General features: G+C 25.3%; 23 protein-coding genes. 5 read left to right on the forward strand and 18 right to left on the reverse strand.

What is annotated here, in order from left to right:
• Positions 1–33: 33 nt before the first annotated feature.
• The 12 genes from CP523_RS00355 to CP523_RS00410 all read right to left on the reverse strand — a co-directional run bounded on the left by CP523_RS00355 (position 34) and on the right by CP523_RS00410 (position 14,434).
• Positions 34–861: a pyridoxamine kinase gene (locus CP523_RS00355; protein ID WP_227909504.1), complete on the reverse strand. Its 828-nt coding sequence runs from the start codon at positions 859–861 to the stop codon at positions 34–36.
• Between the two features lie 214 nt (positions 862–1,075).
• Positions 1,076–4,330: an FtsX-like permease family protein gene (locus CP523_RS00360; protein WP_205687124.1), complete on the reverse strand. Its 3,255-nt coding sequence runs from the start codon at positions 4,328–4,330 to the stop codon at positions 1,076–1,078.
• Complete coding sequence (locus CP523_RS00365) at positions 4,330–5,034, reverse strand: ABC transporter ATP-binding protein (protein ID WP_120140401.1); 705 nt, start codon at positions 5,032–5,034, stop codon at positions 4,330–4,332. The genes CP523_RS00360 and CP523_RS00365 overlap by 1 nt, the downstream gene beginning before the upstream one ends.
• A gap of 377 nt (positions 5,035–5,411) precedes the next feature.
• A complete protein-coding gene (locus tag CP523_RS00370; RefSeq protein ID WP_227909503.1) occupies positions 5,412–7,130 on the reverse strand; it encodes a M3 family oligoendopeptidase in 1,719 nt (572 codons plus the stop codon).
• Complete coding sequence (locus CP523_RS00375; protein ID WP_066678143.1) at positions 7,120–7,446, reverse strand: thioredoxin family protein; 327 nt, start codon at positions 7,444–7,446, stop codon at positions 7,120–7,122. The genes CP523_RS00370 and CP523_RS00375 overlap by 11 nt, the downstream gene beginning before the upstream one ends.
• Before the next feature lie 94 nt (positions 7,447–7,540).
• Positions 7,541–8,008 carry a threonine/serine exporter family protein gene (locus CP523_RS00380; RefSeq protein ID WP_066678144.1) on the reverse strand — a complete coding sequence of 156 codons (468 nt, stop codon included), beginning with the start codon at positions 8,006–8,008 and terminating at the stop codon, positions 7,541–7,543.
• Positions 8,009–8,773, reverse strand: coding sequence for a threonine/serine exporter family protein (locus CP523_RS00385; protein ID WP_120140402.1), 765 nt, complete (start codon positions 8,771–8,773; stop codon positions 8,009–8,011). It abuts the gene before it with no gap.
• 130 nt (positions 8,774–8,903) lie between these two features.
• Complete coding sequence (locus tag CP523_RS00390) at positions 8,904–10,316, reverse strand: aminotransferase class I/II-fold pyridoxal phosphate-dependent enzyme (RefSeq protein WP_120140403.1); 1,413 nt, start codon at positions 10,314–10,316, stop codon at positions 8,904–8,906.
• 68 nt (positions 10,317–10,384) lie between these two features.
• On the reverse strand, positions 10,385–11,602 hold the full coding sequence (locus CP523_RS00395) for a M16 family metallopeptidase (RefSeq protein WP_120140404.1): 1,218 nt from the start codon (positions 11,600–11,602) through the stop codon (positions 10,385–10,387).
• 21 nt (positions 11,603–11,623) lie between these two features.
• Positions 11,624–12,979 carry a thioether cross-link-forming SCIFF peptide maturase gene (gene scfB, locus CP523_RS00400; protein ID WP_120140405.1) on the reverse strand — a complete coding sequence of 452 codons (1,356 nt, stop codon included), beginning with the start codon at positions 12,977–12,979 and terminating at the stop codon, positions 11,624–11,626.
• 71 nt (positions 12,980–13,050) lie between these two features.
• The gene (gene scfA / locus CP523_RS00405; protein ID WP_066678151.1) at positions 13,051–13,188 is read right to left on the reverse strand and encodes a six-cysteine ranthipeptide SCIFF; all 138 of its coding nucleotides are present in this window, start codon (positions 13,186–13,188) and stop codon (positions 13,051–13,053) included.
• 79 nt (positions 13,189–13,267) lie between these two features.
• The gene (locus CP523_RS00410; RefSeq protein ID WP_120140406.1) at positions 13,268–14,434 is read right to left on the reverse strand and encodes an AI-2E family transporter; all 1,167 of its coding nucleotides are present in this window, start codon (positions 14,432–14,434) and stop codon (positions 13,268–13,270) included.
• Positions 14,435–14,649: 215 nt separating this feature from the next.
• Here CP523_RS00410 and CP523_RS00415 point away from each other — a divergent pair, with 215 nt between their 5' ends.
• Positions 14,650–15,072, forward strand: coding sequence for a hypothetical protein (locus tag CP523_RS00415; protein WP_066678156.1), 423 nt, complete (start codon positions 14,650–14,652; stop codon positions 15,070–15,072).
• Between the two features lie 42 nt (positions 15,073–15,114).
• Here CP523_RS00415 and CP523_RS00420 read toward each other — a convergent pair whose 3' ends face one another.
• The 5 genes from CP523_RS00420 to CP523_RS00440 form a co-directional block, all read right to left on the reverse strand.
• The gene (locus CP523_RS00420; RefSeq protein WP_066678158.1) at positions 15,115–15,747 is read right to left on the reverse strand and encodes an ABC transporter ATP-binding protein; all 633 of its coding nucleotides are present in this window, start codon (positions 15,745–15,747) and stop codon (positions 15,115–15,117) included.
• Complete coding sequence (locus CP523_RS00425; RefSeq protein WP_120140407.1) at positions 15,737–17,401, reverse strand: ABC transporter permease; 1,665 nt, start codon at positions 17,399–17,401, stop codon at positions 15,737–15,739. The genes CP523_RS00420 and CP523_RS00425 overlap by 11 nt, the downstream gene beginning before the upstream one ends.
• A 2-nt stretch (positions 17,402–17,403) precedes the next feature.
• Positions 17,404–18,426, reverse strand: a complete 1,023-nt coding sequence (locus CP523_RS00430; RefSeq protein ID WP_120140408.1) for a Fe(3+) ABC transporter substrate-binding protein — start codon at positions 18,424–18,426, stop codon at positions 17,404–17,406.
• A 193-nt stretch (positions 18,427–18,619) separates the two neighbouring features.
• Positions 18,620–19,792 carry an MFS transporter gene (locus CP523_RS00435; RefSeq protein WP_120140409.1) on the reverse strand — a complete coding sequence of 391 codons (1,173 nt, stop codon included), beginning with the start codon at positions 19,790–19,792 and terminating at the stop codon, positions 18,620–18,622.
• Between the two features lie 110 nt (positions 19,793–19,902).
• Positions 19,903–21,687 (reverse strand): LTA synthase family protein, encoded by a 1,785-nt coding sequence (locus CP523_RS00440; protein ID WP_066676289.1) that lies wholly within the window; start codon positions 21,685–21,687, stop codon positions 19,903–19,905.
• Positions 21,688–21,837: 150 nt separating this feature from the next.
• On the opposite strand from CP523_RS00440, the gene CP523_RS00445 reads away from it, so the two are divergent.
• Positions 21,838–22,584 carry a 3'-5' exonuclease gene (locus CP523_RS00445; protein ID WP_066676292.1) on the forward strand — a complete coding sequence of 249 codons (747 nt, stop codon included), beginning with the start codon at positions 21,838–21,840 and terminating at the stop codon, positions 22,582–22,584.
• Between the two features lie 31 nt (positions 22,585–22,615).
• Here CP523_RS00445 and CP523_RS00450 read toward each other — a convergent pair whose 3' ends face one another.
• The gene (locus CP523_RS00450; RefSeq protein WP_066676294.1) at positions 22,616–23,242 is read right to left on the reverse strand and encodes an NUDIX hydrolase; all 627 of its coding nucleotides are present in this window, start codon (positions 23,240–23,242) and stop codon (positions 22,616–22,618) included.
• 236 nt (positions 23,243–23,478) lie between these two features.
• Between CP523_RS00450 and CP523_RS16255 the strand changes: the two genes are divergently transcribed.
• Genes CP523_RS16255 through CP523_RS16265 form a run of 3 tightly spaced genes read left to right on the forward strand, consistent with a single transcriptional unit; the run spans position 23,479 to position 24,467 of the window.
• The gene (locus tag CP523_RS16255; protein WP_227909502.1) at positions 23,479–23,640 is read left to right on the forward strand and encodes a hypothetical protein; all 162 of its coding nucleotides are present in this window, start codon (positions 23,479–23,481) and stop codon (positions 23,638–23,640) included.
• Between the two features lie 12 nt (positions 23,641–23,652).
• On the forward strand, positions 23,653–23,979 hold the full coding sequence (locus tag CP523_RS16260) for a cation:dicarboxylate symporter family transporter (protein WP_066676296.1): 327 nt from the start codon (positions 23,653–23,655) through the stop codon (positions 23,977–23,979).
• 11 nt (positions 23,980–23,990) lie between these two features.
• On the forward strand, positions 23,991–24,467 hold the full coding sequence (locus tag CP523_RS16265) for a dicarboxylate/amino acid:cation symporter (RefSeq protein WP_242871375.1): 477 nt from the start codon (positions 23,991–23,993) through the stop codon (positions 24,465–24,467).
• Positions 24,468–24,502: the final 35 nt, after the last annotated feature.

Genomic DNA, 24,502 nt, shown 5'->3' on the forward strand with positions numbered 1-24,502 from the left:
AAAAAATGCTGTTTTTAGTTATATACTATGTATTTATAAAATTAATTCCCTTAAAAATAATTCAAACATAATTCCTTCTTTTGTGTCAGTATCATATTTTGAAGTAAATTCAATTACTTTATATATAAATTTTGAAGCTTTTTCTATAGATTCCTTTAAGCTATTTCCCCTTAATAACATACCTACTACTATTGATGTAAATATATCACCTGTACCACTATAAGATTTATTATTATAATTAGATCTAACTATAAAACTCTCCTTAAGTTCTTTATCATATGCAAAATTCCAAATTTCATTTTTACTTATAATGCCAGTTATAATTACTTTTTTAGGACCTAAATTAATTATTTCCTTTGCAATAGTTATAAGATTTTTTTCTGTTATATCTATTGAGTTATAATCTTTTTCTGTCAAAATACATGCTTCAGTTAAATTAGGAGTTACCAAATCAGCCATTTTAACAAGTTCTTTAAGTCTAGAACACATTTCCTTGGTGTAAGTATCGTAAATAATACCATTATCACCCATAACAGGATCTATAACAATTAATGCATCATGATTATTCTTAACAAATTCAGATACAATATTTATTTGGCTTTCTGAACCTAAAAAACCACTATATATACAATCAAATGTAATATCTAAACCTTTCCATGAGTTTTTATATTCTTTCATATTATCTGTTAAGTCTAAAAATGTAAACTTTGAATACTCAGTTTGATTAGAAAGAATTGCTGTTGGAAAAGGACAACATTGAATTCCTAAGGTTGAAAGTATAGGTATTACTGCTGTTAATGAACATCTACCTATTCCAGACATATCGTTTATTGCTGCAACTCTCTTAATTTTATTTTTCAAATTAACCACCTACACTTTTATTAAATAATTATTCTTATAATAATATATAGAATATACAATGTCTATTGTATGGATACAAAGTTTCACAAGATAAAAGTGTCTTAAAACTATACTTTATTAATTATTTTCTTATTATTTAAATAAAAAGCAACTAATAATATTAAAGTTATTATTAGTTGCTATATTACCTATTCATATATAGGTACGTTTAATCTTAATCAACAGATTTTAATGATTCTACCATTTTAATATTTTTAAGTTTATAATACATTGTAAAGTTTACAAGTATTGCGAAAAATAGTGTTAATATTACAGAAAATATAAAGCTTGAAACATCAATTATTCTACCAAACATCATATTCTCTAGTTCAACTGTAATCATAATAAACTTGTGTAATATTTCCCCAAGAATAAGACCTAAACCTGTTCCAACCAACGTTAAAATTATATTTTCTCTGTATATATAAGCAGATACTTCATTATCATAAAATCCCAATACTTTAATAGTTGCAATTTCTCTTAATCTTTCACTTATATTAACGTTAGTAAGATTATATAACACTACAAAAGCTAATGCACCAGCTGACACTATCATAATTAATACTACATAATTTAGACTTCTAATAGTATCATTAAAATTATTTTTAATACTAGAATTATAATTTACTCCTGTTATAACAGCATCTTGTGTAATATCTTTTGCTAAGGAAGCTTCTGCGTCTTTAGATTTATCATATAAAGAAGCAAATATTGAATTAAATTCCACTGTTGTTCTAAAAGTTTCATTATAAACTTTAGAAGTAATATAGATATAATTAAATGTATAATTTTCTGCTATGGCGGTAATTTTAGCAGTTCCTTTCTTATTATTAGCATTTATAATATCTATCTCATCTCCAACATTAGCTTTTATTAGCTTTGCTACTTTTTCAGAAATAACAACTCCATCATCAGATAAAGTTATTCTTTCATTTGTTTTTCTATTATTTAAGGATATAAGATTTTCAAAATTCTTTAAATCCTTTGGAACTATTATATTTATATCTTTTTCTTCACTATCTTTAAAATTAACCTTTCCGTTTTCACTATTTACTTCTATGGAGTTTAATATTCTTGAATCTTTAGATAAATTTAAATATGCTTTTTCTTTTTCTGGTATCGTAGCTTTTTTATTAAAATTAACTACCATATCATATTTAAATATTTCTCCAAATTGTTTAGATACTATAGTTTTAATAGAATCCTTTATACCAAACCCAGTAAGAAGTAAAGCTGTACACCCTGCTATTCCAAAAACAGTCATTAAAAATCTCTTTTTATATCTTAGAATATTTCTAATAGTTACTTTACCAATAAAGCTTAACTTATTCCAAAGAAACGGAATTCTTTCTAATAATATTCTTTTCCCTTCTTTAGGTGCCTTTGGTCTCATAAGTGTAGATGGTGTTTCTATAAGCTCTTTATAACAAGCAAAAAATGCTGAAAGGGTAGTTACTAATATTGCTGCTAATGTTATCCCTAAAGAAATTGGAATATTAAACTCTAAAATTATATCTGGTAAAGTGTACATAATTCCATAGGCATTAAAAACTATATTAGGAAATAAAGTAAGTCCAATAGATAATCCTAAAATACTTCCAATAATACTTGCTAATAATGCATATATTATATATTTTGAAGCAATAGTGCTTTTTGAGTAACCAAGGGCTTTTAAAGTTCCTATATTAACCCTTTGCTCATCCACCATTCTTGTCATTGTAGTTAGGCAAACTAAAGCTGCTACCATAAAGAAAAATACTGGAAATACCTTTGCTAAAGCATCAATACTGTTAGCAGAGTTACCATAATCAACATAGGAGAAGTGTGAATTTCTATCTAAAACAAACCATTCCGGTTTTTCTAAATCACTTAAAGCTTCTTCAGCATCTTTAATTTTACTTTCAGCTAATTTAAGTTCTTCATTTAATAAGTTTTTAGAGTTATTGTACTCATCTTCACCATTTATAAGTTCCTGTTTTCCTTCTTCTATATTTTCTCTTCCTAAGGAAAAATCATTTTCAGCCTTCTTCTTTCCATCATTTAATTTTTCTTTTTCATTTTCTAATATTTTTCTAGAATTTTGCAAAATAATATTTTTATTATTAAGTTCTTCTTCACCTTTAGATAAAGTGCTTTTTTGTTCTTTAAGTGAATTTTGCGTATTTTTCAACCTAGTATGTATACTTTCTAAAGAATCTTTTATTTCAGTTAATTCATTTTCTAATTGCAACTTTTCTTCATCAGTAAGTAATGGATTTTCTAATTTAATTTCTAAATCCTTTACTTTTGTTTGTAGTTCATTAGAATTTCTTTCTAAGTTTCTTATTAGGCTTTCTATTTTTTCAAATTCTTGTAAAGCCATTTTTTTCTTTTCATTAAAAATATTTAATGCACTTTCATATGCTTTCTCACCTTTAATTAGCTCTTCCTCAGAAGTTTTAATTTTATCTTCTGAATTTGAAATAAATACATTAAAATCTTTTTCTTTAATATCTAAAGCTTCTTTGGCTCCTTCAAGTTGTACTCTTGAAATTTCTATCTTTTGTTTAGCTTTTTCAAGCTCATCATTAGCTAATTTTCTTTTTTCTTCAAGTTCACTTTTTCCAGAATCTATTTTATCTTCAGCTTCCTTTAATACATCCTTATATCTAATTCCAGCTCGTGTTTCCCCTAAATTTTCTACCTTCTCTTTTACATTATTTACAATATCAAAATATTCATCTGTATAACTATTTACATTTTTAGCATTCTTTACCGTAAGAAAAATTTCAGTATAAGCCTTACTTATAAAATCATCATTGGGAATCATAATAAAATTATTTACTTGACCATTTCCTATGTTAGATTTTCCTTTATCGTATGATAGATAATAGGGAGTTTCAACTACACCAACTACTTTATATTCTGAAGTTTTTAGTAACTCAGTTATATTGGTATCTAAACCTGATGATAAAGTTATAGTTGAACCTATATCTATATCTAAGGCATCCATTTTTGATTTTTCAATTACACATTCACCAGATTTTTCTGGATATCTTCCCTCAATAATATTTAATCTATTTATATAATCTAAATCATTGCTACCTAATTTATCTAGTGCTAACCCATGAACTTTTAATACATACTCTTTCGATTTTATTGTTGTTAAAGCATCCATTGAATAAGTTGGAAAAACTCCTTCAACTCCTTTAATTTCTTTTAAAGCTTTACAATCCTCATCTGTAAATCCAAGAGTAGATAAAATTCTAATATCCATTAGATTATAATTATCAAAATATGTATCAGCAGTTTTCTTCATATCAACAGGTGAAATTTTAACCCCTGCAAAAAAAGCTACTCCTAAAGCTACAATTGCAATTATTGATATAAATCTTCCTTTAGACTTTTTTATGTCTCTAAAAATATCTTTACTAAACGCACCACTTTTCATTACCACTCAATCCTTTCCACTGGTACCGGATTTTCATTAATGACAATGCTTTCTATTTTTCCATTTTTAACTTTAATAACTTTATCTCCCATTGGTGTTAAGGCTAAGTTATGGGTAATTATTACTACAGTCATTCCCATCTTCCTACATGTATCTTGTAATAATTTTAAAATTGATTTTCCTGTGTTATAATCTAAAGCCCCTGTTGGTTCATCACATAAAAGCAATTTAGGATTTTTAGCAAGGGCTCTTGCAATTGCTACTCTTTGTTGTTCTCCACCTGACAGCTGAGCTGGAAAATTATTTTTCCTATTAGAAAGTCCTACAGCATCTAGAGTTTCGCTTACATTAAGAGAATCTTTACATATTTGAGTAGCTAATTCTACATTTTCTAAAGCCGTTAGATTTTGTACTAAATTATAAAATTGAAATACAAATCCTATATCATATCTTCTATAAGTTATTAACTCCTTTGATGAATACTTACTAATATCTTTTCCATCTACAATAACTTTTCCACTAGATGCTATATCCATTCCACCTAATATGTTTAATATAGTACTTTTCCCAGCTCCACTAGCTCCTGCTACAACTACAAACTCTCCTTTATTAATGTTAAAGTCCACTCCATTTAAAGCTTTAATTTCTACTTCACCCATTTTATAGATTTTCTTTACATCTATAAATTCAATGTACTTTTTCAAATTTTAATCCTCCTAGCGTAATTAATTTGTAGCTAATTATCCCTTATTATTTACTTGTCTTTTCACATATTATTATACATATGGATATTCATATTAACAATTAGTAACAACATTCTTTTAATAATTTATTAAAATATTGCTATAATTTATATAAAAAGAAGAGATTACTATATTTAAATAGTAATCTCTAATTTTTTATTTCTTTATTAAATTTGTGTAGTCCGTTAAATGTTGGTTCTATTCCATTTTTAAAACATTCCTCAACATAATTTATTAATACATATATACTCATAAATACATCTCCTTTAAATCTGATTTACTTATATATATGTATGTAAAGTTTATGTTATAACTAATTATTTTAAGAAATTTTTCAATTAAAGTTTTTTGTCTTCTATACTATCCAAATATTTATCTATATTATCGATAATTTCTTCCATACATCCTTCTTTAAAGGGTGATTTAAGATTTGCAATTTTAACTAATTCCAAGAATGATTTTGTTCCACCTTCTTTACATAAAGATATATAATCTTTCCATGATTCTTCTTTGTTTTCATTCATTTTTTCCCAAAATTGCAATGCACATATTTGTGCTAAAGTATAATCTATATAATAAAAAGGAACTTCAAAAATATGACCTTGTTTAAACCAATATGTTCCTTTATTTAAAAATGAATTTTCACTATAGTCTTTATATGGCAAATATTTATTTTCTATTTTTCTCCAAGCAGCCTTTCTTTCTTCCTTAGTTGCCGTATAATTTTCATAAACATAGTGTTGGAATTCATCTACAGCAACACCATAGGGAATAAATGTTAACGCACTTTCTAAATGAGTAAATTTATATTTTTCTGTATCATTCTTAAAAAATAATTCCATCCAAGGCCAAGTTAAAAACTCCATACTCATTGAGTGAATTTCAGCACTTTCACTAGTTGGCCAAAGAATTTCTGGTATATCTATCCATCTAGATGAATAAACTTGAAATGCATGACCAGCTTCATGAGTTAAAACATCTACATCTCCAGAAGTTCCATTAAAATTAGCAAATATAAATGGTGATTTATAATCAGCTATATATGTGCAATATCCTCCTGCAGCCTTATTTTTTTTACTTTCTAAATCTAATAATTGATTATTTATCATAAAATCAAAAAATTCTTTTGTTTCATTTGAAAGCTCTGAATACATTTTAGAGGCTTTATCTAACATCCAATTCTTATCTCCTTTAGGAACAGCATTTCCTGATAAAAATTTTATAGGTAAATCATAATAAGTAAAATTATTTAAATTTAATCTTTCCTGCTGTTTTTTAAAAGACTTAATTGCCACTGGTACAACATATTTTTCTACTTGTTTTCTGAAAACTTCTACCATTTCTTTATTATAGTCTGTTCTAGACATTCTTATATAACCTAATTCTATAAAATTTTTATATCCTAGTTTTTTAGCTATTTTAGTTCTCACTTTAACTAATGAATCATATATTTCATCAAATTTATCTTCATTTTCTTCAAAAAATCCCCAAAGTTTTTCAGATGATTCTTTTCTTATAGTTCTGTCTAAATCCTCTGTATATTTACCTATAGATGAAACGTTTAATTCTTCTCCATTATAAATTATCTTAGCAGATGCAATTAATTTTCCATATTCAGTTACTAATCTATTTTCTTCTTTTAAATCTTCTATAATTTCTGGTGAGAAACTTTTTAATTTAAGATCTATTAATTTTATAAACTGGTTTCCATACCTATTTATAAACTCATTTTTAAATTTTGAGTTATTTATAAATCTAAAGAACTTATCATCTACTTCAGAATAAAGAGGTCCATTAGTATCAAAATATTCTTGTTCTTTATCATAAAATTCATCTTTAGTATTTATTGTATGCCTAATATAGCTTAAATTAAACATTGTATCATAATTACTTCTTAGCTTTTCTATTATTTTTAATTTAGATTCAATTTCTTTAAAGTCTTTAGCTATCTCCATTTCAGTAATTAATTTTAATATAGTGTTTTTATACATTTCAAAATCTGGTCTTTTATATTTATATTTTGAAAACATACTTTTTTCCTCTAATTTATCTTTCATATAAATTCACAACCCTTTCTAATTTATTTTTAAGTTCACTTATACTTATATATTTGGATTCTCTTAATGTTTCTTTTCCATTTACAAAGAATAAAATAGCTGGTACCATAAACATATTTAACTGAGCTACTAATTCTATAGATTTATCAGCTTTAACTTCTGCTATTTTAATATCTTTAAACTCATTTATTAATGATATTAGTTTAGGTTTTAAAGCATTACAAGCTGTACATGTATTAGTACTAAAATATATAATACTTAAAGAATTATTATTTATAAATTCTTTAAGTTCATAATAACTATTAATAATCTTCATTTAATCTCCTCTTTTATAATAATTATTTATTTATTATTATACATATATTTTATATAAAAATAACCCATTTTATAAATTAAAACGGGTTATTTATTTACAATTTCATATGTCTACTGTGTCTAAATTTAAATGATTTACTATTATTATAGGACATTATAATTCTAGTTACAGTAGATACACATATTATTCCAAGTGCAAGTGATCCTGCTGATGCTAAAGTGTTTATTCCTGTTTCTAAAGATTCCATTATATTTCCTGTTATTGCTTCTACCATTGTATAATACATACCACCGCCAGGAACTAATGGAATAAGGGCACAAACTATAAATGTTGTAACAGGAGTTTTTAATACTCTTGCATAAACTTCTGAAAATATACTTATACTAATGGATGCAATAAACAATGCTGAAACCTGTGATAATCCTAATATTAAAATAAATTTATATACAAACCATCCTATAGCACCATCAATTCCAGCAAAAATAAGCTTTTTACCTTTAATATTAAATAATATTCCAAATCCTATTGTAGCTACGAAAGCTGCTAATGTTTCACCAAGCATCTATAATCCTCCAAATATATTAATCCATAAACTTAAAACTGCCCCAGTTCCAATAGCTATTGCTATTGCTGTTAAAAATGCATCTGTTCCTCTTGCTAGCCCAGATACTAAATCTCCTGCTACTGTATCTCTTATAGCATTAGTTATAGAAAGTCCTGGAACTAAAAGCATTATAGATCCTATAATTACCTTATCTATATCTGATGCTAATCCAATTTTTACAGATAAAATGGCAAAAAACGCTAAAACACCTGCAGATATACTATTTATAAAAAATGGATTTATTTTAATTTCACTACCTTTTATTGTCACATACTTAACTATAAAACCTATAAAAAATGCTGATATTGCATCTACAAATGATCCACCAAAAAGAAATACGAATCCGAAAGCACCAAGGGCTGAAAAAAGAAGAGTTATCTTAAATGAATATCTTTCTTTACTTTCTATAATTTTCAATCTATCTTCTAAATCATATATAGATAAATTCTCTCTCTCTATATTTCTTGACAAATTATTTACCATATCTATTTTATTCAAGTCAACAGATATACTAGATATTCTTCTAACTAAAGAAGATGTATGGCCTTTACTATATACAGATACAATAATTACAGTAGGTGTTGCATAACTATCAACTTCCGCTATACCATAACTTTTACATATTCTATCTATAGTTTCTTCAACTCTATATGTTTCTGCTCCAGATTCTAACATAATTTTCCCAGCATACATAGCAACATATAGTATTTGATTTATATCCATATAATAGCCACTCCTTACTTTAAATATTGCTTAAAATTCAATTCTATTTATTATACATTCAATAACAAATACTTGTCCATAATTAATATTTAAACTTTTAAAATAATTTTATCTTAAAACTTTAACATGACTATCTTACTACATTTACCTTATCTTTATATATCCCAATTACATTTATATTGTTATAAATATAATCTTTAATAATTAAAATTACTTCCTTATTTATTACTTCTCCTGCACAAAGTAAAGGTATACCTGGTGGATATGGTATTATAGAATCTTTACATACTCTTCCTTCCGAGTCTTCTATATTTATTTCTTCAGAATCTTTATTAAAGACTTCATAGGGTTCCATCTTTTTTTCTCCAATAAAACTATAAACCTTATTAAAGGACTTTCCTTCGTATATTGAAGATAAATCTAATGCTTTTATAGCATTAAATATCTTAAAAAAATCTTCATCTGTATTAAATGATGATAACATAAGAACTACTCCCAATTGAAAACTCATTTCTGCTTGAATTTTATTTTTTCTTAAATAGGCTAAAAGCTTATGTCCATTATGCCCTTTAGGTACTGTAATAATATATCTACTTTTATCAACATTATATCCTTCTATTAAGTCTTCTTTATCTAATATATAAACCTTTTTTAAAGAATTTATATTTTCTTTCCATTTTTCTGCTAGAGTTATAAGTTTTTCATAATCTTCTTTTCCGTAATTATCTAAATAATAGCGTCCATAATCTAAAGATGCCATAATTAAATATGATGGCGATGTAGTTGTAAATGCTTTTAAATAAAACTCTAAATTACTATCTTCATTATTAGTTAAAAGATATGCTCCTTGAGTTAATGAAGGTAACGTTTTGTGTGCACTTAAAACAATATAATCTGATAGATTAACTATAGATTTGGGTAGTTTATCAGTTACTCCAAAATGAGCTCCATGAGCTCCATCTATAATTATTTTTAAATTGCTACTTTTTAAATTCTTTAATATATTCTCTAAATTATATGTAATCCCAAAATAATTAGGATAAGTTAAAATTATACCTTTTGGATTTTTAGATCTTTTTAAAGCCTTATAAATATTATCATTATTAGGTGGCAAAAATATTCCATTATTTTCATCTATATTACCTTCAATATATATTACTTTCAGCTTTCTTAATATAATGGCATTATAAACTGATTTATGACAATTTCTTTCAACTAATATTTCATCTCCTTCATTGAAAGCTGAAAATATAGCTGCAAGGTTACCACTTGAACTACCATTTACTAAAAAGTATCCTTTTTTTGCCTTGTAATATTTACTAAGTAATTCTTGGGAATCTTTAATAACCCCCTCTGGACAATGAAGATTATCTAAAGGATCTACTTCTGTTATATCCAAAAAGCCTAAATTTCTTACAAAGTTTTCTCCTATACCATCTCTTAAAAATCCTTTTCCACACTTATTACCTGGCATAGAAAGTATTAAATTATTTTCTTTATGATACTTTATTAATTCATTTAATAAAGGTAATTTTTCCTTCAATATCTACACTCCTTAACTTAAAATAATATAAAGGAATGAAAATTTACTTCATTCCTTTATATTATAAACTATTTACCTAATATTATTTCTATAGAAGGTTTTTTTAATACTTTTATTGCAACATCAATTATAAAATCAATTTCCATATCCTCTAGATTATTAATTTCATCTAAATATCTATTAAAATCATTAAACATTGTTCCATAAGTAGAAAGTTCTTTAGCTAAAATTATATTTTGTTCTTCTCTAAATAACCTTTTTAATTTAATGCCTTTAATTAATCTTTTTTTATCTTCTTCAGTTAGCATATCTTTTAAATTAACTATGTTATCTATACAATCATTAATCAACTTTAATGAATAATCTAGATTTTCTTTTGAAGTACTAAAATTTATCTTATATAATTTTATATGACTTTCTAAAGATATCTTAGTAAGTACATCATAAATAAGGCCATTTTTAGTCCTTAATGTATCGTAAAGAATTGAGTTTACTCCTTTTCCAAAATATTCATCAAATATGGTTAAGGCCTTTAATTCTTTTTCTGTTAAGTTATGAATAGAATATATAATCTCTACTTTACAAGTTTTTATACCTTCTCTATAATTATAAAAGATTTCACATTTAGGGCTTTCATATAATTCTTTTTCTTTAAGTAATTTTTTATCTTCCCAACTATTAAATTCTTCTTCTATTACTTTTTTTACATAATCAAAATTTAAAGAGGATATTACTGCTATTGAAGTATTGCTTGGAACATAATACTTATTATAAAAGTTTCTTATATCTTTTAAAGTCATTTCTTTTAAAGTACTTAACTTTCCTATAATAGGATTCTTTAATCTTCTATTACTAAAAGAATTTAGAAAAAGCTTATCTTCAATATATTGATCTAATTCTTCATCCCATTCCTTAAGCTCCTCAATAATTACTTGCATTTCCTCATTAAAACCATCTTCTTTAAACTCTGGATTTACAAGAATATCTTTAAATAAAGATATTCCCGCTTTAAAATCATCATTTAAAAGAGTTCCATAATAAATTACATATGGATAATTAGTCATAGCATTTTGAAACCCAAAAATATCACTTAATTCCCTATTGATTTCAGCTTCACTTCTATTCTTTGTTCCTTTGTAAACCATATGTTCAGTAGCATGGGCTATTCCTAGTTTTTTTCCGTCCATAGCAGCCCCTGCGCCTAAAGATATAGAAATAGAAGTTAAACTTGATGTAGTTTTTTTATATACTAACTTTATATTATTTTTTAAGATATACTCTACCAAAATATACCTCCAAGATTCTTATTATTCAGCTTTTAATGCAATAGCACACTCAATTCTTTTCTTTTGCATTTTACAACCAATTTCATATGGTATCTTCATATCTCCGTTAAAATTAAAGTTATTAGCTTGACATCCACCACTACAATAGAATCTAGCCCAACACTCTTTACATTTAGGTTTATTATATATATGAGCTTTTTTAAATTCTTTTCCAAGGCTTGTGTTATAAGTATCATCGTATATAGTACCAAGTTTGAATTCATCTTTTCCTACAAATTGATGACATGGATAAACATCACCTTGTGGTGTTATTGCAACATACTCAAATCCTGCACCACACCCTGAAATTCTTTTATAAACACATGGTCCACCATTTAGGCTTATGTTGAAATGATAGAAATTAAACACATCATTATTTTCTTTCTTTCTTCTAGACATTTCATCATATAGTTTATCATAATTTTCAAATATTTCTTCTAAGTCCTCTTCTCTTAAAGCAAGGGGATGTCCATTTTCTAAAACAACAGGTTCTATAGAAATTTCTCTAAAGCCTTCATTAATCATAGCCATTACATCTTCATAAAAATCAGTATTAGCTCTAGTAAATGTCCCTCTTACATAATAGGTTTTACCTTCTGTTCTCTTTTTAATCATTTTCTTTATATTTGGAATAATATCATCATATGATCCACTGCCATCTATTTTAATTCTAACATTATCATTTACACACTTTCTTCCATCTAATGAAAGTATTATGTTACCCATTTCTTTATCCATGAAATCCATCATATCATCATTTAAAAGAGTAGCATTTGTTGTCATTGTAAATCTAATATTTTTTTTCCAAGATTTTTCGTTTTCTCTTGCATATTTTATGATACCTTTAATTGTATCCATTATCATAGTTGGCTCTCCACCAAAAAGATCAATTTCTATATTTTTTCTTGGACCACTTCTTTTTACTACATAATCTATTGCTTTTTTAGCAGTTTCAAGAGACATAACACCTTTATTTCCGTTATATTCTCCTTCATCTGCAAAGCAATATTTACATCTTAAATTACATCCATGAATTATATTTAAACATACAGCTTTTATGTAATCTCTATCATCCATTGAACTGTGAGCTATATCTTCATACTGATCCTTTGAATAAAGGATGTCTTCATCTATAAGTTCCATTATTTCATCATAAGCTTCTGAAATAACATCTTCTCCATACTTTTTACTAAATTCAGCGATAAGTTCTTCCTTATTTCTCATTTTATCTTCATCAACTAAATCATATACTAATTCATCAACTATATGAACAGCACCTGTATTTACATCTAAAATGAAGAAATTTTCTCCTTGTTTGAATTTATGAATTAACGCCATTATTATATCCTCCATTAATAAATTAAATATTAAAAAAAATTAGCAGCAGCTTAATTGCTACTGCTTAAATATTAGTTTTCACATTCTAAGTTTGCAACTGTACATGAAGTCTTACACGCTGATTGGCATGAGTTTGCACATTCTTTACATCCAGGTTTAGCTAAACTATTTTTAATATTTGTCTTATTTACTGTTTTTATATGTTTCATATCAAACTACCTCCATAAAAAATCTAATATGAATTATATCATATAAATAGCTTGTTTAACAGTAAAAATTTCCTAAATTTCATATTATATTTTTATACTTTGCATATCTATTAAAATAAATCCTAATTAAACCAGCTACTGGTATAGATAAAATCATTCCTATAGCGCCAAAATAACTTCCTCCAATTAGTACTGCAATTAATATCCAAACAGGTATTAATCCTACTTTATCTCCTACTATTTTTGGTTGAACAAAGTTACCATCTATTTGCTGATATAAAAGAAGTAAAATAGCTCCACTTACTCCAAGTCCTAAACTACTAAATATTCCAAGTCCAAAAGCTAAAGCAGCTCCTATAATTGGTCCTACATATGGTATTATATTTGTAAGTCCGGCAACACATCCAATTAAAATATAAAAAGGATGTCTTATAAGTAACATCAGTATAGTTGAAACTACCCCTACTATTACAGAGTCTAATATTTCTGCAACTAAAAATTTACCTACGATTTCATCTATATCATTAACGAAAATAGTTAATGCCCTACCAAATTTTTTTGGCATAACTACATCTCTAATTTTTTTAAAGTTTTTAAAAAGAACTTCCTTATCTTTAAGAAAATAAAATGTAAGTATAATAGTTAATATTAGATCTAATATTAAGGAACTAAGAGTAGTTACACTATTTGCAATAAAAGCTAGTGTTTTATTTCCAACTAAAAATAATTTATCTGTAACGCCTGTAGCTAGTTCACCTGTAGCTTGTATATCCATATTATTTTTATTAAAAAATCCTACTATTTCTTCAATCCATATTTTCATTTGTGTTTGATATTCTGGTAGTTTACTAAGTAGTATTTTTATATTTTCAACTATTGGAGGTATTACAAAATTTATAACTAAAGCTATAGATATACTAATAATTACAAACATTATAATTATTCCTAAAACTCTAGAGATTTTATAAATTCTATCGTTAATTTTCCTTTTTGTAATGCTACTATATAATTTTGATATTAAATTTTGAAAAAATACTACTGGCTTAAATAATAAATATGAGATAAGAAAAGCATAAAAAATCGGCGAAATCATTCTAAAAAAATTATATATATTAGATTTTGTAATATCTATTAAATAACTTCCATTATCTATTATTTTATAGCCTAAAAAAAGTAATAATATTGCTAAAATTATATATAATCCATATCTTATATATTTACTTTCTAATTTTAGTTTTTCTAACACTTCTTCAAATCCTTTCTATATTGTTTATACGATTATATACTAAAAATCAAGTTATTTAGTGAACAGATTATTAATTTAAGTTTAATTTGTCCTTAATAGAAGAGTCATTGTTATTCTATCTACATGTATTACAAAATATACATAAATTAGTTATTTGTCCAAACTATCATTTTATATTATAATAGCCTTATTACATATTTATAGGAGTGATTTACATGAGATTTTTAAGAAACGCCTATGGAATTGATATTCTTTCTATATTTTTAATTTTTTTAGGTTCTATTTTTAATATATTTAATTTAACTAAGATATTAGGTCTTTTATTTGTACTTTTAGCTATTTTTAGATGTTTTTCTAAAAATAAGTATAAAAGAAGAGATGAATTAGATAAATTTATTTTTTACTTAAATAAAGTTTTAAATAAATTTGGAAAATCTATACCTAAATCAATTCCTATTATTGATTTTAATTCTATATATCTTTTAGTTAATATATTTAAACAGCAAAGAAATAAAAATAAAGGTTATAAAATAACTAAATGCCCAAACTGCAAACAAAAATTAAGATTACCTAAAGGTAAGGGAAATATTATTGTAACATGTACTAAATGTAAAGTTAAATTTGATTTAAAAACTTAAAAGTATAAAAATAGGTTAACTGATTAATCAGTTAACCTATTTTTATACTTTAACTACTCTATCACTTATAGCTTTTACATCTTCAATATCATGAGTAACAAAAATGCAAGTAGTTTTTGATTTTTTTATTATTTCTTTAAGTTCTTCTCTTATTTTTCCTCTTAAATGACTATCTAAATTACTGAAAGGTTCATCCATTAAAATTATTACTGGTTTTGGAGCTAATGCTCTCGCTAAAGCTACTCTTTGTTGTTGGCCACCTGATAATTCATAAGGATATCTATTTTCATACCCCTCTAAATTCACAAGTTTAATCATATTTTCAACTATTTCCTTTTGTTCCTTTTTAGAAATTTTATGTAAGCCAAACTTTATGTTTTCATAAACATTTAAATGTGGAAATAATGCATAGTCTTGAAATACCATTCCAACCTCTCTATCTTCTGGAGATACAAACTTTTCATCAGTAACTACTATTTTGTTACCAAGTATAATTTCTCCGCTATAAGGCTCTTCAAGTCCTGCAATTAAACGTAAAATAGTGCTTTTTCCACATCCACTAGCTCCTAAAATAGCTACTATCTCACCTTTTTCTATATTTAATGAAAATTTATCTATAATCATATCTTTAGAGTTATCATACTTAAAACTTAAATCTTTTATCTTAACTTGCACTCTTTTCCCTCCTATTTTTACTTATATTATGAAAAATAAATATTGAAATCATACTAATTCCTATAATTATTAAAGAAGGAATTGCAGCTTCATATACTCTTTCATCATTTGCAAATTCATAAGCTTTTGTTGCTAATGTATCAAAATTAAAAGGTCTTAATGTCATAGTTAATGGAAGTTCTTTTATTATATCAATAAACGTAAGAATTCCTCCACTTACTATAGCACCTTTTATCATATTTAAATCCACTTTCAGAAAAGTTTCAGTAATTCCATATCCAAGTAATCTTGATGCTTCAAAATATTTAAATCCTACTTTTTCAAATCCTGCTTGTACATTATTAAATCCAACTGCTAGAAATCTAATTATATATGCAAAAATTAACATAGTTAGTGAACTGCTTAAAATAAGAGTCTTACTAGTAACACCAAAGATTATATATATATCTACTAAACTTCTATCTATTGATATAAAAAATACTATTACTGAAATTGCTATTATTGCTCCTGGAATTGAATATCCAAGAGTTGCAATTTTTGAAAATATTTTCGATATCTTAGACTTATTTATTCTACAAAAGTTACCTATAATAATAGATACAATTATTATTATTAAAGTTGCTATACTTGCTACTAAAATAGTATTCCTTAATAGTTTTAGAAAATCATGATTTAAAACATTTTTATAACTAAAAATAGCCCATGATATCAATTGAAGAACTGGTATTAAAAATGATATTAAAAATACTATAAAGCAACTTAAAAAGGCTATTAAAGCTTTTTTACCACTTAATTTTTGTCTTTTCAAAGGTCTTACTTTACTATTTGATGAGGAATATTTTCTTCGCCCTCTTAATATATTCTCAAAAATAAAAATGGCTACAACAAAAATCATTAATATTCCGCTTAATTTAACTGCTGTATCTATATCACCCATTCCATACCATGTTTTAAATATGGCTGTTGAAAATGTACTTACTCCAAAATAATTAACAACTCCATAATCACTAAAAACTTCTAATATTACTAAACTTACACCTGCTATTATTGATGGCCTTGAGATTGGAAGTATTATTTTTGTAAATATAGAAAATGAATTATGTCCTAGCATTCTAGCATTTTCTATTAATGCTGAACTTTGATTTTCTAAAAATGCCTTGGTTGTTATATATACATATGGAAAAAGAAAAAATGTAAATATAAATACAGCTCCCTTTAACGACATAATATCAAAATACTTTGGGTCTAAAAATATGGAAAAATTATTTCTTAAAGTTTTTTGAATAATACCAGTATAACTAAAGATTCCAGCATATGTATATGCGGCTATATATCCAGGTATAGCAATTGGTAGTACTAATGATAAACTAAAAAATTTTCTAAATGGAAAATCATACATACTAATTAGCCAAGCTAAAACAACTCCAAGTATTAAAGTAAATATTGCAGTAAAAAATGCTATTTTCAACGAATTTATTGTATAGTCCTTAAGTAAAAATTCTTTAACATGATACCAGTTTTCATTAGGCTCTTCAAATATTTTTAATAAAACATCAAGGGTAGGTGCAAGAATAAGCACTACCCCTAATGTACTTAAAAGAGCCCATATATTAAAATCTTTTTTAAATCCTCTTTTAAGTTTTTTGATATTCATTATTATTTCCATCCAACTTTATTCATTATTTCAACTGCTTTAGCATTATATTCTCCAAGAGCTGATAAATTTATATCTTGTGGCTTAAATTCTCCCCATGATTTTAAAAGTTCTGCAGATTCAACTTTAGGATTTGCAGGATATTCGAAATTAGTTTCAGCAAATTGTTTTTGAGCTTTTTCAGAAGTTAAAAACTCTATAAACTTAATTGCATTTTCCTTATTTTTACTATATTTAGTTAAACCTATCGCACTAACATTTACATGAGTACCTGTAGTATTTTGATTTGGGAAAAATACGCCTACCTTTTCTCCTACTTTAACTTCTTCTGAATCTTTAGAATCTATTAATTTTCCTACATAATATGTATTCATTATTGCAATATCACCTTCACCTGCAGCTACAGCCTTAGCTTGATCTCTATCACTTCCTTTTGGATCTCTAGCAAAGTTTTTAACTAATTCTTTAGCCCATTTTTCAGTAGCTTCTTCTCCGTTTATTGCTATCATAGATGCAACTAATGATTGATTGTATATATTAGTAGATGATCTAGTTAATATTTTGCCTGACCATTTAGAGTCAATTAATTCTTCATAAGTTGATAATTCTTCTGGGTTTACTCTTTCTTTAGAATAAACTAAGACTCTTGCTCTAACTGCCAAACCAAACCATTCATTATCTTTATCTCTTAAATTTGATGGAATATTTTCATCTACAACTTTTGACTCAACTGGTTGTAAAAGCTTTTTTTCTTTAGCAGCATATAATCTACCTGCATCAGCTGTTATTAATAAATCTGCCTCAGTATCCTTACCTTCTCTTTCTAACCTTTCTAGAAGAGCATCTGGTTCCCCTTTAACTACATTTATTTTAACTCCAGTCTCCTTAGTGAACTCTTCATATAAAGCATCATCAGTATCATAATGTCTACTTGTATATAGATTTAAAACTCCTGAATTTGACTTATCTGATAATTCTTCCTTTCCACATCCAGCTAATATCCCTAAAGATATTACCCCAATCATAATTGATAATAATAATTTTTTTCATAATCCCCTCCATCTTTACAAATTATTTGTTGATAACGATTATCATTTCTTTGTACTAAATTATCATATCCGACTTTATATATCAACATTAATTGATAATAAATTTCACTATTAAATAAAAAAAGTACCCTTATGCATTAATTCATAAGGGTACTTTTTTATCTAATTATTATATATTTAAATCATTATTAGAGGTTTTATTCATTTTTCCTTTAGGAAGTAACGTATATGTTAATACTATTGCAAGAATAATTAATATAAATCCTAATAAATACATTAAGCCGTATCCAAATTTTTCTTGTACAAAACTATATATAGCTGGATATATAAAATTGGCTCCTCCACTACTTAAAACTGATAATATAGCAAAAGCACTAGGCACTATCTTTTCATCTGTTACTTCTCTTAAATACTTAAAGATAAACGTTAAATATAAACTATACATAACTCCATGTAACTGGTCTCCTAGTACTATAAGCGGAAGTACACCTGTTGAAAATAACATTATTTTAATTGAAGCTATTGTAAATGCCATCATTATACACTTTTTACTATTAGCTTTTGATAAATATTTAGTAACAAGCATAAAAGATAAGAACTCTATAAAAACTCTAAACCCTATAGACCCACTATATATCTTATTAGCTAAATCAATGTTCTTAGTTACGTCTACTAAATATGATGAATAAGCAAAGTCTAACCCTGTATAACTACCAATACTTAAAAATACTATTAGGGCTAAAAGTACTATATTTTTATCTTTAATTAAGTCTTTAAATCCAACTTTTGATAAGTTTTCTATTTTTATTTCTGTATTTTCAAACTTAAATATGATAATTAATGCCATTATAATTATCATTGATAATGCCAAAATGTGAAGTATTCTATAACCAAATTTGGCTATTATTCCTCCTCCTAATAAAACAATACAACCATATCCTATTGAACCCCATTTTCTAATATCAGAAAACTCATATCCCTTTTTAACACATAAATCTTCTATATATATTTCAAATATACCTGTTATTGGAGCTAGGACTCCTCCATAGATAGGTGCAAATATAATAGCTAAATCTTTATTTATAACAATTAACCCTATTATTGCAAAAAACACAAAAGCTAAATATATTAAAATAAATCTATTTCTATTTTTAACCTTGGAAAATTGATTTGATAAAATTGGTTGTGCAATTAATGTAAATAATGCTCCTACAGAAACTACCCCACCAACCTGTGTTAAAGACAATCCTACATGTTGATTTAGATAAGGGAAATAAAATGTTGTTAATACACTAGCAACCCCAAACACAATATAGGTTGTTAAATTAAAATATTTCTTCAAGATTTTTCCTCCTCATTCTTCATATGTTATCTATAAATATTACCGAATAATTCTAACACTATATAGTTTTAAAGTAAACATTCATAATATATTAATTACAATTTAAATTATTAATTAAAATATCTACCTTTTATTATTTTTTCTCCAATTTTATAGGCATTTTTTAAATGTTCTTCTTCTTTTTCATCTTTTGGAGTACCCTTTATTTCATTTCCCTTAATTACAGTTGCATTTCTATTAGTGTTTACAAGAACTCTTCCCATTAATTTTTCTTTATAATATTTATCATCAATTCCTAATAAATATAATAAAGTTGGAGCTATATCTACATGTCCTCCATTTACATTAAAAGTTTCACCTTTATTGTTCTTAGAATAAATAATAAATGGGATTTTCTTTTCATAACTTCTCCACCAATCTCCTTCTAAAGGTAAATCTTGAATTTTATCATTATAATATTTATGAACGCCACCGTGGTCTCCATAAATTACAACAACTGTATTTTCCATTAAACCACTTTCTTCTAAAAGTGAAATAAACATACCTATTTGCTTATCTGTATAATTTATACTTTGAAAATATCCTCCAAGATAATTTTCATCTAACCATTTAGGTAATGATAAACTTCTATACTCATCTTGTATATCAAAAGGTCCATGACTTGTTAAGGTGCTGATTACACCATAAAATGGTTGTTTTAATGTAGCTAATTTGTTATAAAACTGTGTTAATGTAGTTCTATCTGACAAACCAAAACCTGCATATTCATCCTTTTTATATTCTCGAATATCCCATATTTCTTTAAAACCAAATCCGTTTTTATGAAGCTCACCAAATCCCCAATCAGACCCTTTTTCTATATGAGTTGAAAAAGTATGATATCCATTTTCACCTAAAACTGCTGGAAAAGAATTGTATTTTGTTTCTGGATAATCAAGAGCTGTTATACAATCTCCTAATGTAAATGTAGAAGCATTAATTAAAACATCGCAATCTATACTATTTGCACCATTGTTTTGTTCATATATATTATTAAAATATAATGAATTCTCTATAAGTCTATTTAAATTAGGCGTTATAGGTTGTCCAAATATTTCTTTACCAATAACAAAGTTTTCTAATGATTCAATTTGTAAAAATACAACGTTTTTTCCTTTAAGCATTCCTTTATAATTGTTATCAGGTAAATTTTCATTATTATATTTTAACCAGCTTTCTATTTGTTCTTTATCCTCTTTATTTTCTTTTGTAAATAATTTTTTTAAAGTGTTATCAGCTTCATAAACATGAAATCCTATCGGTCCTAAATTATTCATAGTTATATATTGTGCCCATTCAGTTTTAAAAAAGCTAATTTCTCCATCTGATAAATCTTTTATATCAAAAGCCCTATTAAAACCAAATATAACCAAAAATGATAGGCTCAATATTAAAATACCTTTAATGTAACTTCTTCTTGCTGAAAAATTTATAGTTTTATTTTTTATTAAAATTATAATACTAATAATATCTATTAAAAATAAACTATCTATTAAGTTAAAATTAATTAAGCTTTTATTAAATGGATTTATTAAATCATTAAAAAATATTAATTTTAATCCTAAAAATCCATTTGTTGCTCTAAAATACCATATATCAAATATTAAAAATAAACTTATTATTAAGTTTATTAAAATATAATATATTTTTTGTGGTTTTTCTTTTAAAAAATAGCCAAATGACATAAAAATTAATATAAATGCACTAAAAAAACTTAGGCTAAAAATATTAATTTTCAATTCTCCTCCTGATGTTGTTACTAACCCTAAAAATAATATATTTTTCAATAATAAAAATATAAAGGTTAATAAAAACATATTTTGTTGCTTTAATACTTTAATGTTAAATTTTTTCATAGTAACTACCCCTTCGTGCTTTACCTTGTTTGCTCTTACAAATTATATCATAAAAAGTATTTTTGTTTACTATATAAAATTTATATTTTTATTCACATTTAATATTTTAATGATATAATTAACAATATTCTTGACTTTAGGAGTGATATTATGTCTTATATTGTATTTGATTTAGAATTTAACCAATGCTATGACCCAACAGATGAAAATAAAATAATTACAAATTCTTTATGTCCATTTGAAATAATTCAGATAGGCGCTATAAAGTTAGATGAATATTTAAACAACATTAACTACTTTGATAGGCTAATTAAACCTACTGTTTATCCCTACATTCATCCATTTGTAAGAGAGCTTACTGGAATTAAAGATGAAGACTTAATTAAATCTGATGATTTTAGCATAATTATAAAAAATTTTTTTGAGTTTGCTAAATCAAAGGATAGTATTTTTATAGTATGGGGAACTACTGATATTAAAGAAATTGTTAGAAATATGAAATTTCATAAAATAAATATAGATTCATTAGAAATTAGATATATAGATTTACAAAAAATTATTTCAAAGAAACTTAAGTGCCCTAAAGGAATCAAAATAGGTCTTAGTAAAGCACTAGAAATTTATAATATTGAATTAGATAAAGATTTACATAATGCTTTTAATGATGCTTACTATACTGCTGAAGTCTTTAAAAAAGTGTATAATTCTAATATTAAACCATCAATTTATAATTTTAAAATATATAATAGTAAGTCAACTTCTAACAAATTAAATATTGATTATGATAAATTATTTAGTCAATTTGAAAAAATGTATAGTAAATCTTTAACTACTACTGAAAAAGAAATGATTAAATTAGCTTATATTATGGGAAAAACTAATCAATTTAAAAAATAAAAGAAAAGGATAATATTCATATCCCTTTCTTTTATTTAAAATAATTTTTTTTATTTAGCTCTTTTATAAAGTTTTCTAGTATTTTAGCTGTTATCCCCCAGATAACATATTCATTATATATATAAAATAATGATGGATAAATTCCATTTTTAAATTTATAATTTTCTCCATTATTTATTAATTCAAATGGAAATTTTTCATTTCTTTTTATTAATATTTCATTATTAATTATCGTAGGCTTATTTTCATATAAAAATTTAAGAGGTACTGAAAATATATGATCTACTTCACTTTTGTTTATTTTTATATTATTCATATTTTTTATATATACTATAAATGGATGTATTATTAATCCGTAGTGAGTTACTAATGTATCTAATTCAGTTATTATATCAAAATCATTAATATCTAACCCAATTTCTTCCCAAATCTCCCTAACAATGGCTTCTTTAGGCGTTTCATCTTTGTCTATTTTACCGCCTGTAAAAGATATATCTCCTGGTTGACTTTTCATTTTCTTTGATCTTACTTGAAAAATAACATTTTCTTCTCCATTTTCTTCAAGTATTATAATTGCAACTGATGCTCTTTTCATGTATTCCCAACCATTTATATACGGATCAAATTTATTAAATATAATTTTTAATTTATTTATCATTACATTCTCCTATTTTATTTTTATTTTTTATTATATCAAATGGTTGTTTTTTTTGTAAATTTTTATTTTATATCATTTACGAGTATATTAAATACAAGTATTAAATTTATCTGACAACTTCACTTGCAAAAATAACTTTCCAATTTTGTATTAAATATGTAAAATATACTTATATAAATAAAGGATGATACTATATGAAAAAAACTTTAGGTCTTACATATAAAATATTCCTTTGAATGTTTACTGTCTTAATATTTGCCTTATTAATTAGATCAATTCCATCTAGCTTTCTGCTAGATACTGTTCTTTTAAATGGTATTATTAAAATACTAAGTGATGGATTTTTAACTATTATAAAGATGATGGTAGTTCCTTTAGTGTTAATATCTTTAACTTAAGGAGCATCATCAATGGGAAATGTAAAAAAATTAGGTCCAGTTGGATTTAAAACTTTTACATTTTATATTTCTACAACATGTATAGCTATTACCATTGCTATATTTATTGCATTTTTAATAAATCCTGGTATTGGTCTTGATTTATTCCATCTAGTTTCTGAAACTCCTATTATTTCTAGCTCAAAATCCTTTACTGAGATTTTAATTGGAATAATTCCTTCTAATCCATTTAAATCAATGGTTGAAGGAAAAATGCTTCAAATTATATTTTTTTCAATATTGCTAGGACTTTCAATTTGCTTAGCCTCTGAAAAAACTTCTCCTGTAAAAAATTTATAAAACCTGATTCTATAGTATTTTCTACAACTTCAAGTAATTCAGCTCTTCCAGTTACTTTAGAAACAATGGATGATATGGGTGTTGATAATTCCATTTCATCATTTACTATGCCTTTAGGTTCTACTATAAACATGAATGGAACTGCTATAATGCAAGGAGCTGCAGATATCTTTATAGCTCAAATTTATGGAATTAATTTAAGAATAAATACAATCCTAACAATTATTTTAACTGCTACCTTGGCTTCAATTGGAACTGCAGGAGTTGCTGGAGTTGGAATGATAATATTATTTATGGTTCTTCAATCTGTAGGTTTGTCAATTGATGGAATTGGATTAATTCTTAATGTAGATAGAATTTTAGATATGTGTATAAGTACATTAAATACTATGGGAGATTATATTTGTATTATAAACTCTTTTAATGAAGAAAAATATTATTCTAGTGGTAATATATTAATTAATGAAAGTGAAGGTTTACCTAATTAAAATAAGACCGTACATTTGTACAGTCTTATTTTAAT

The sequence above is a fragment of the Clostridium septicum genome (assembly GCF_003606265.1).
Taxonomy (GTDB): Bacteria; Bacillota; Clostridia; order Clostridiales; family Clostridiaceae; genus Clostridium; species Clostridium septicum.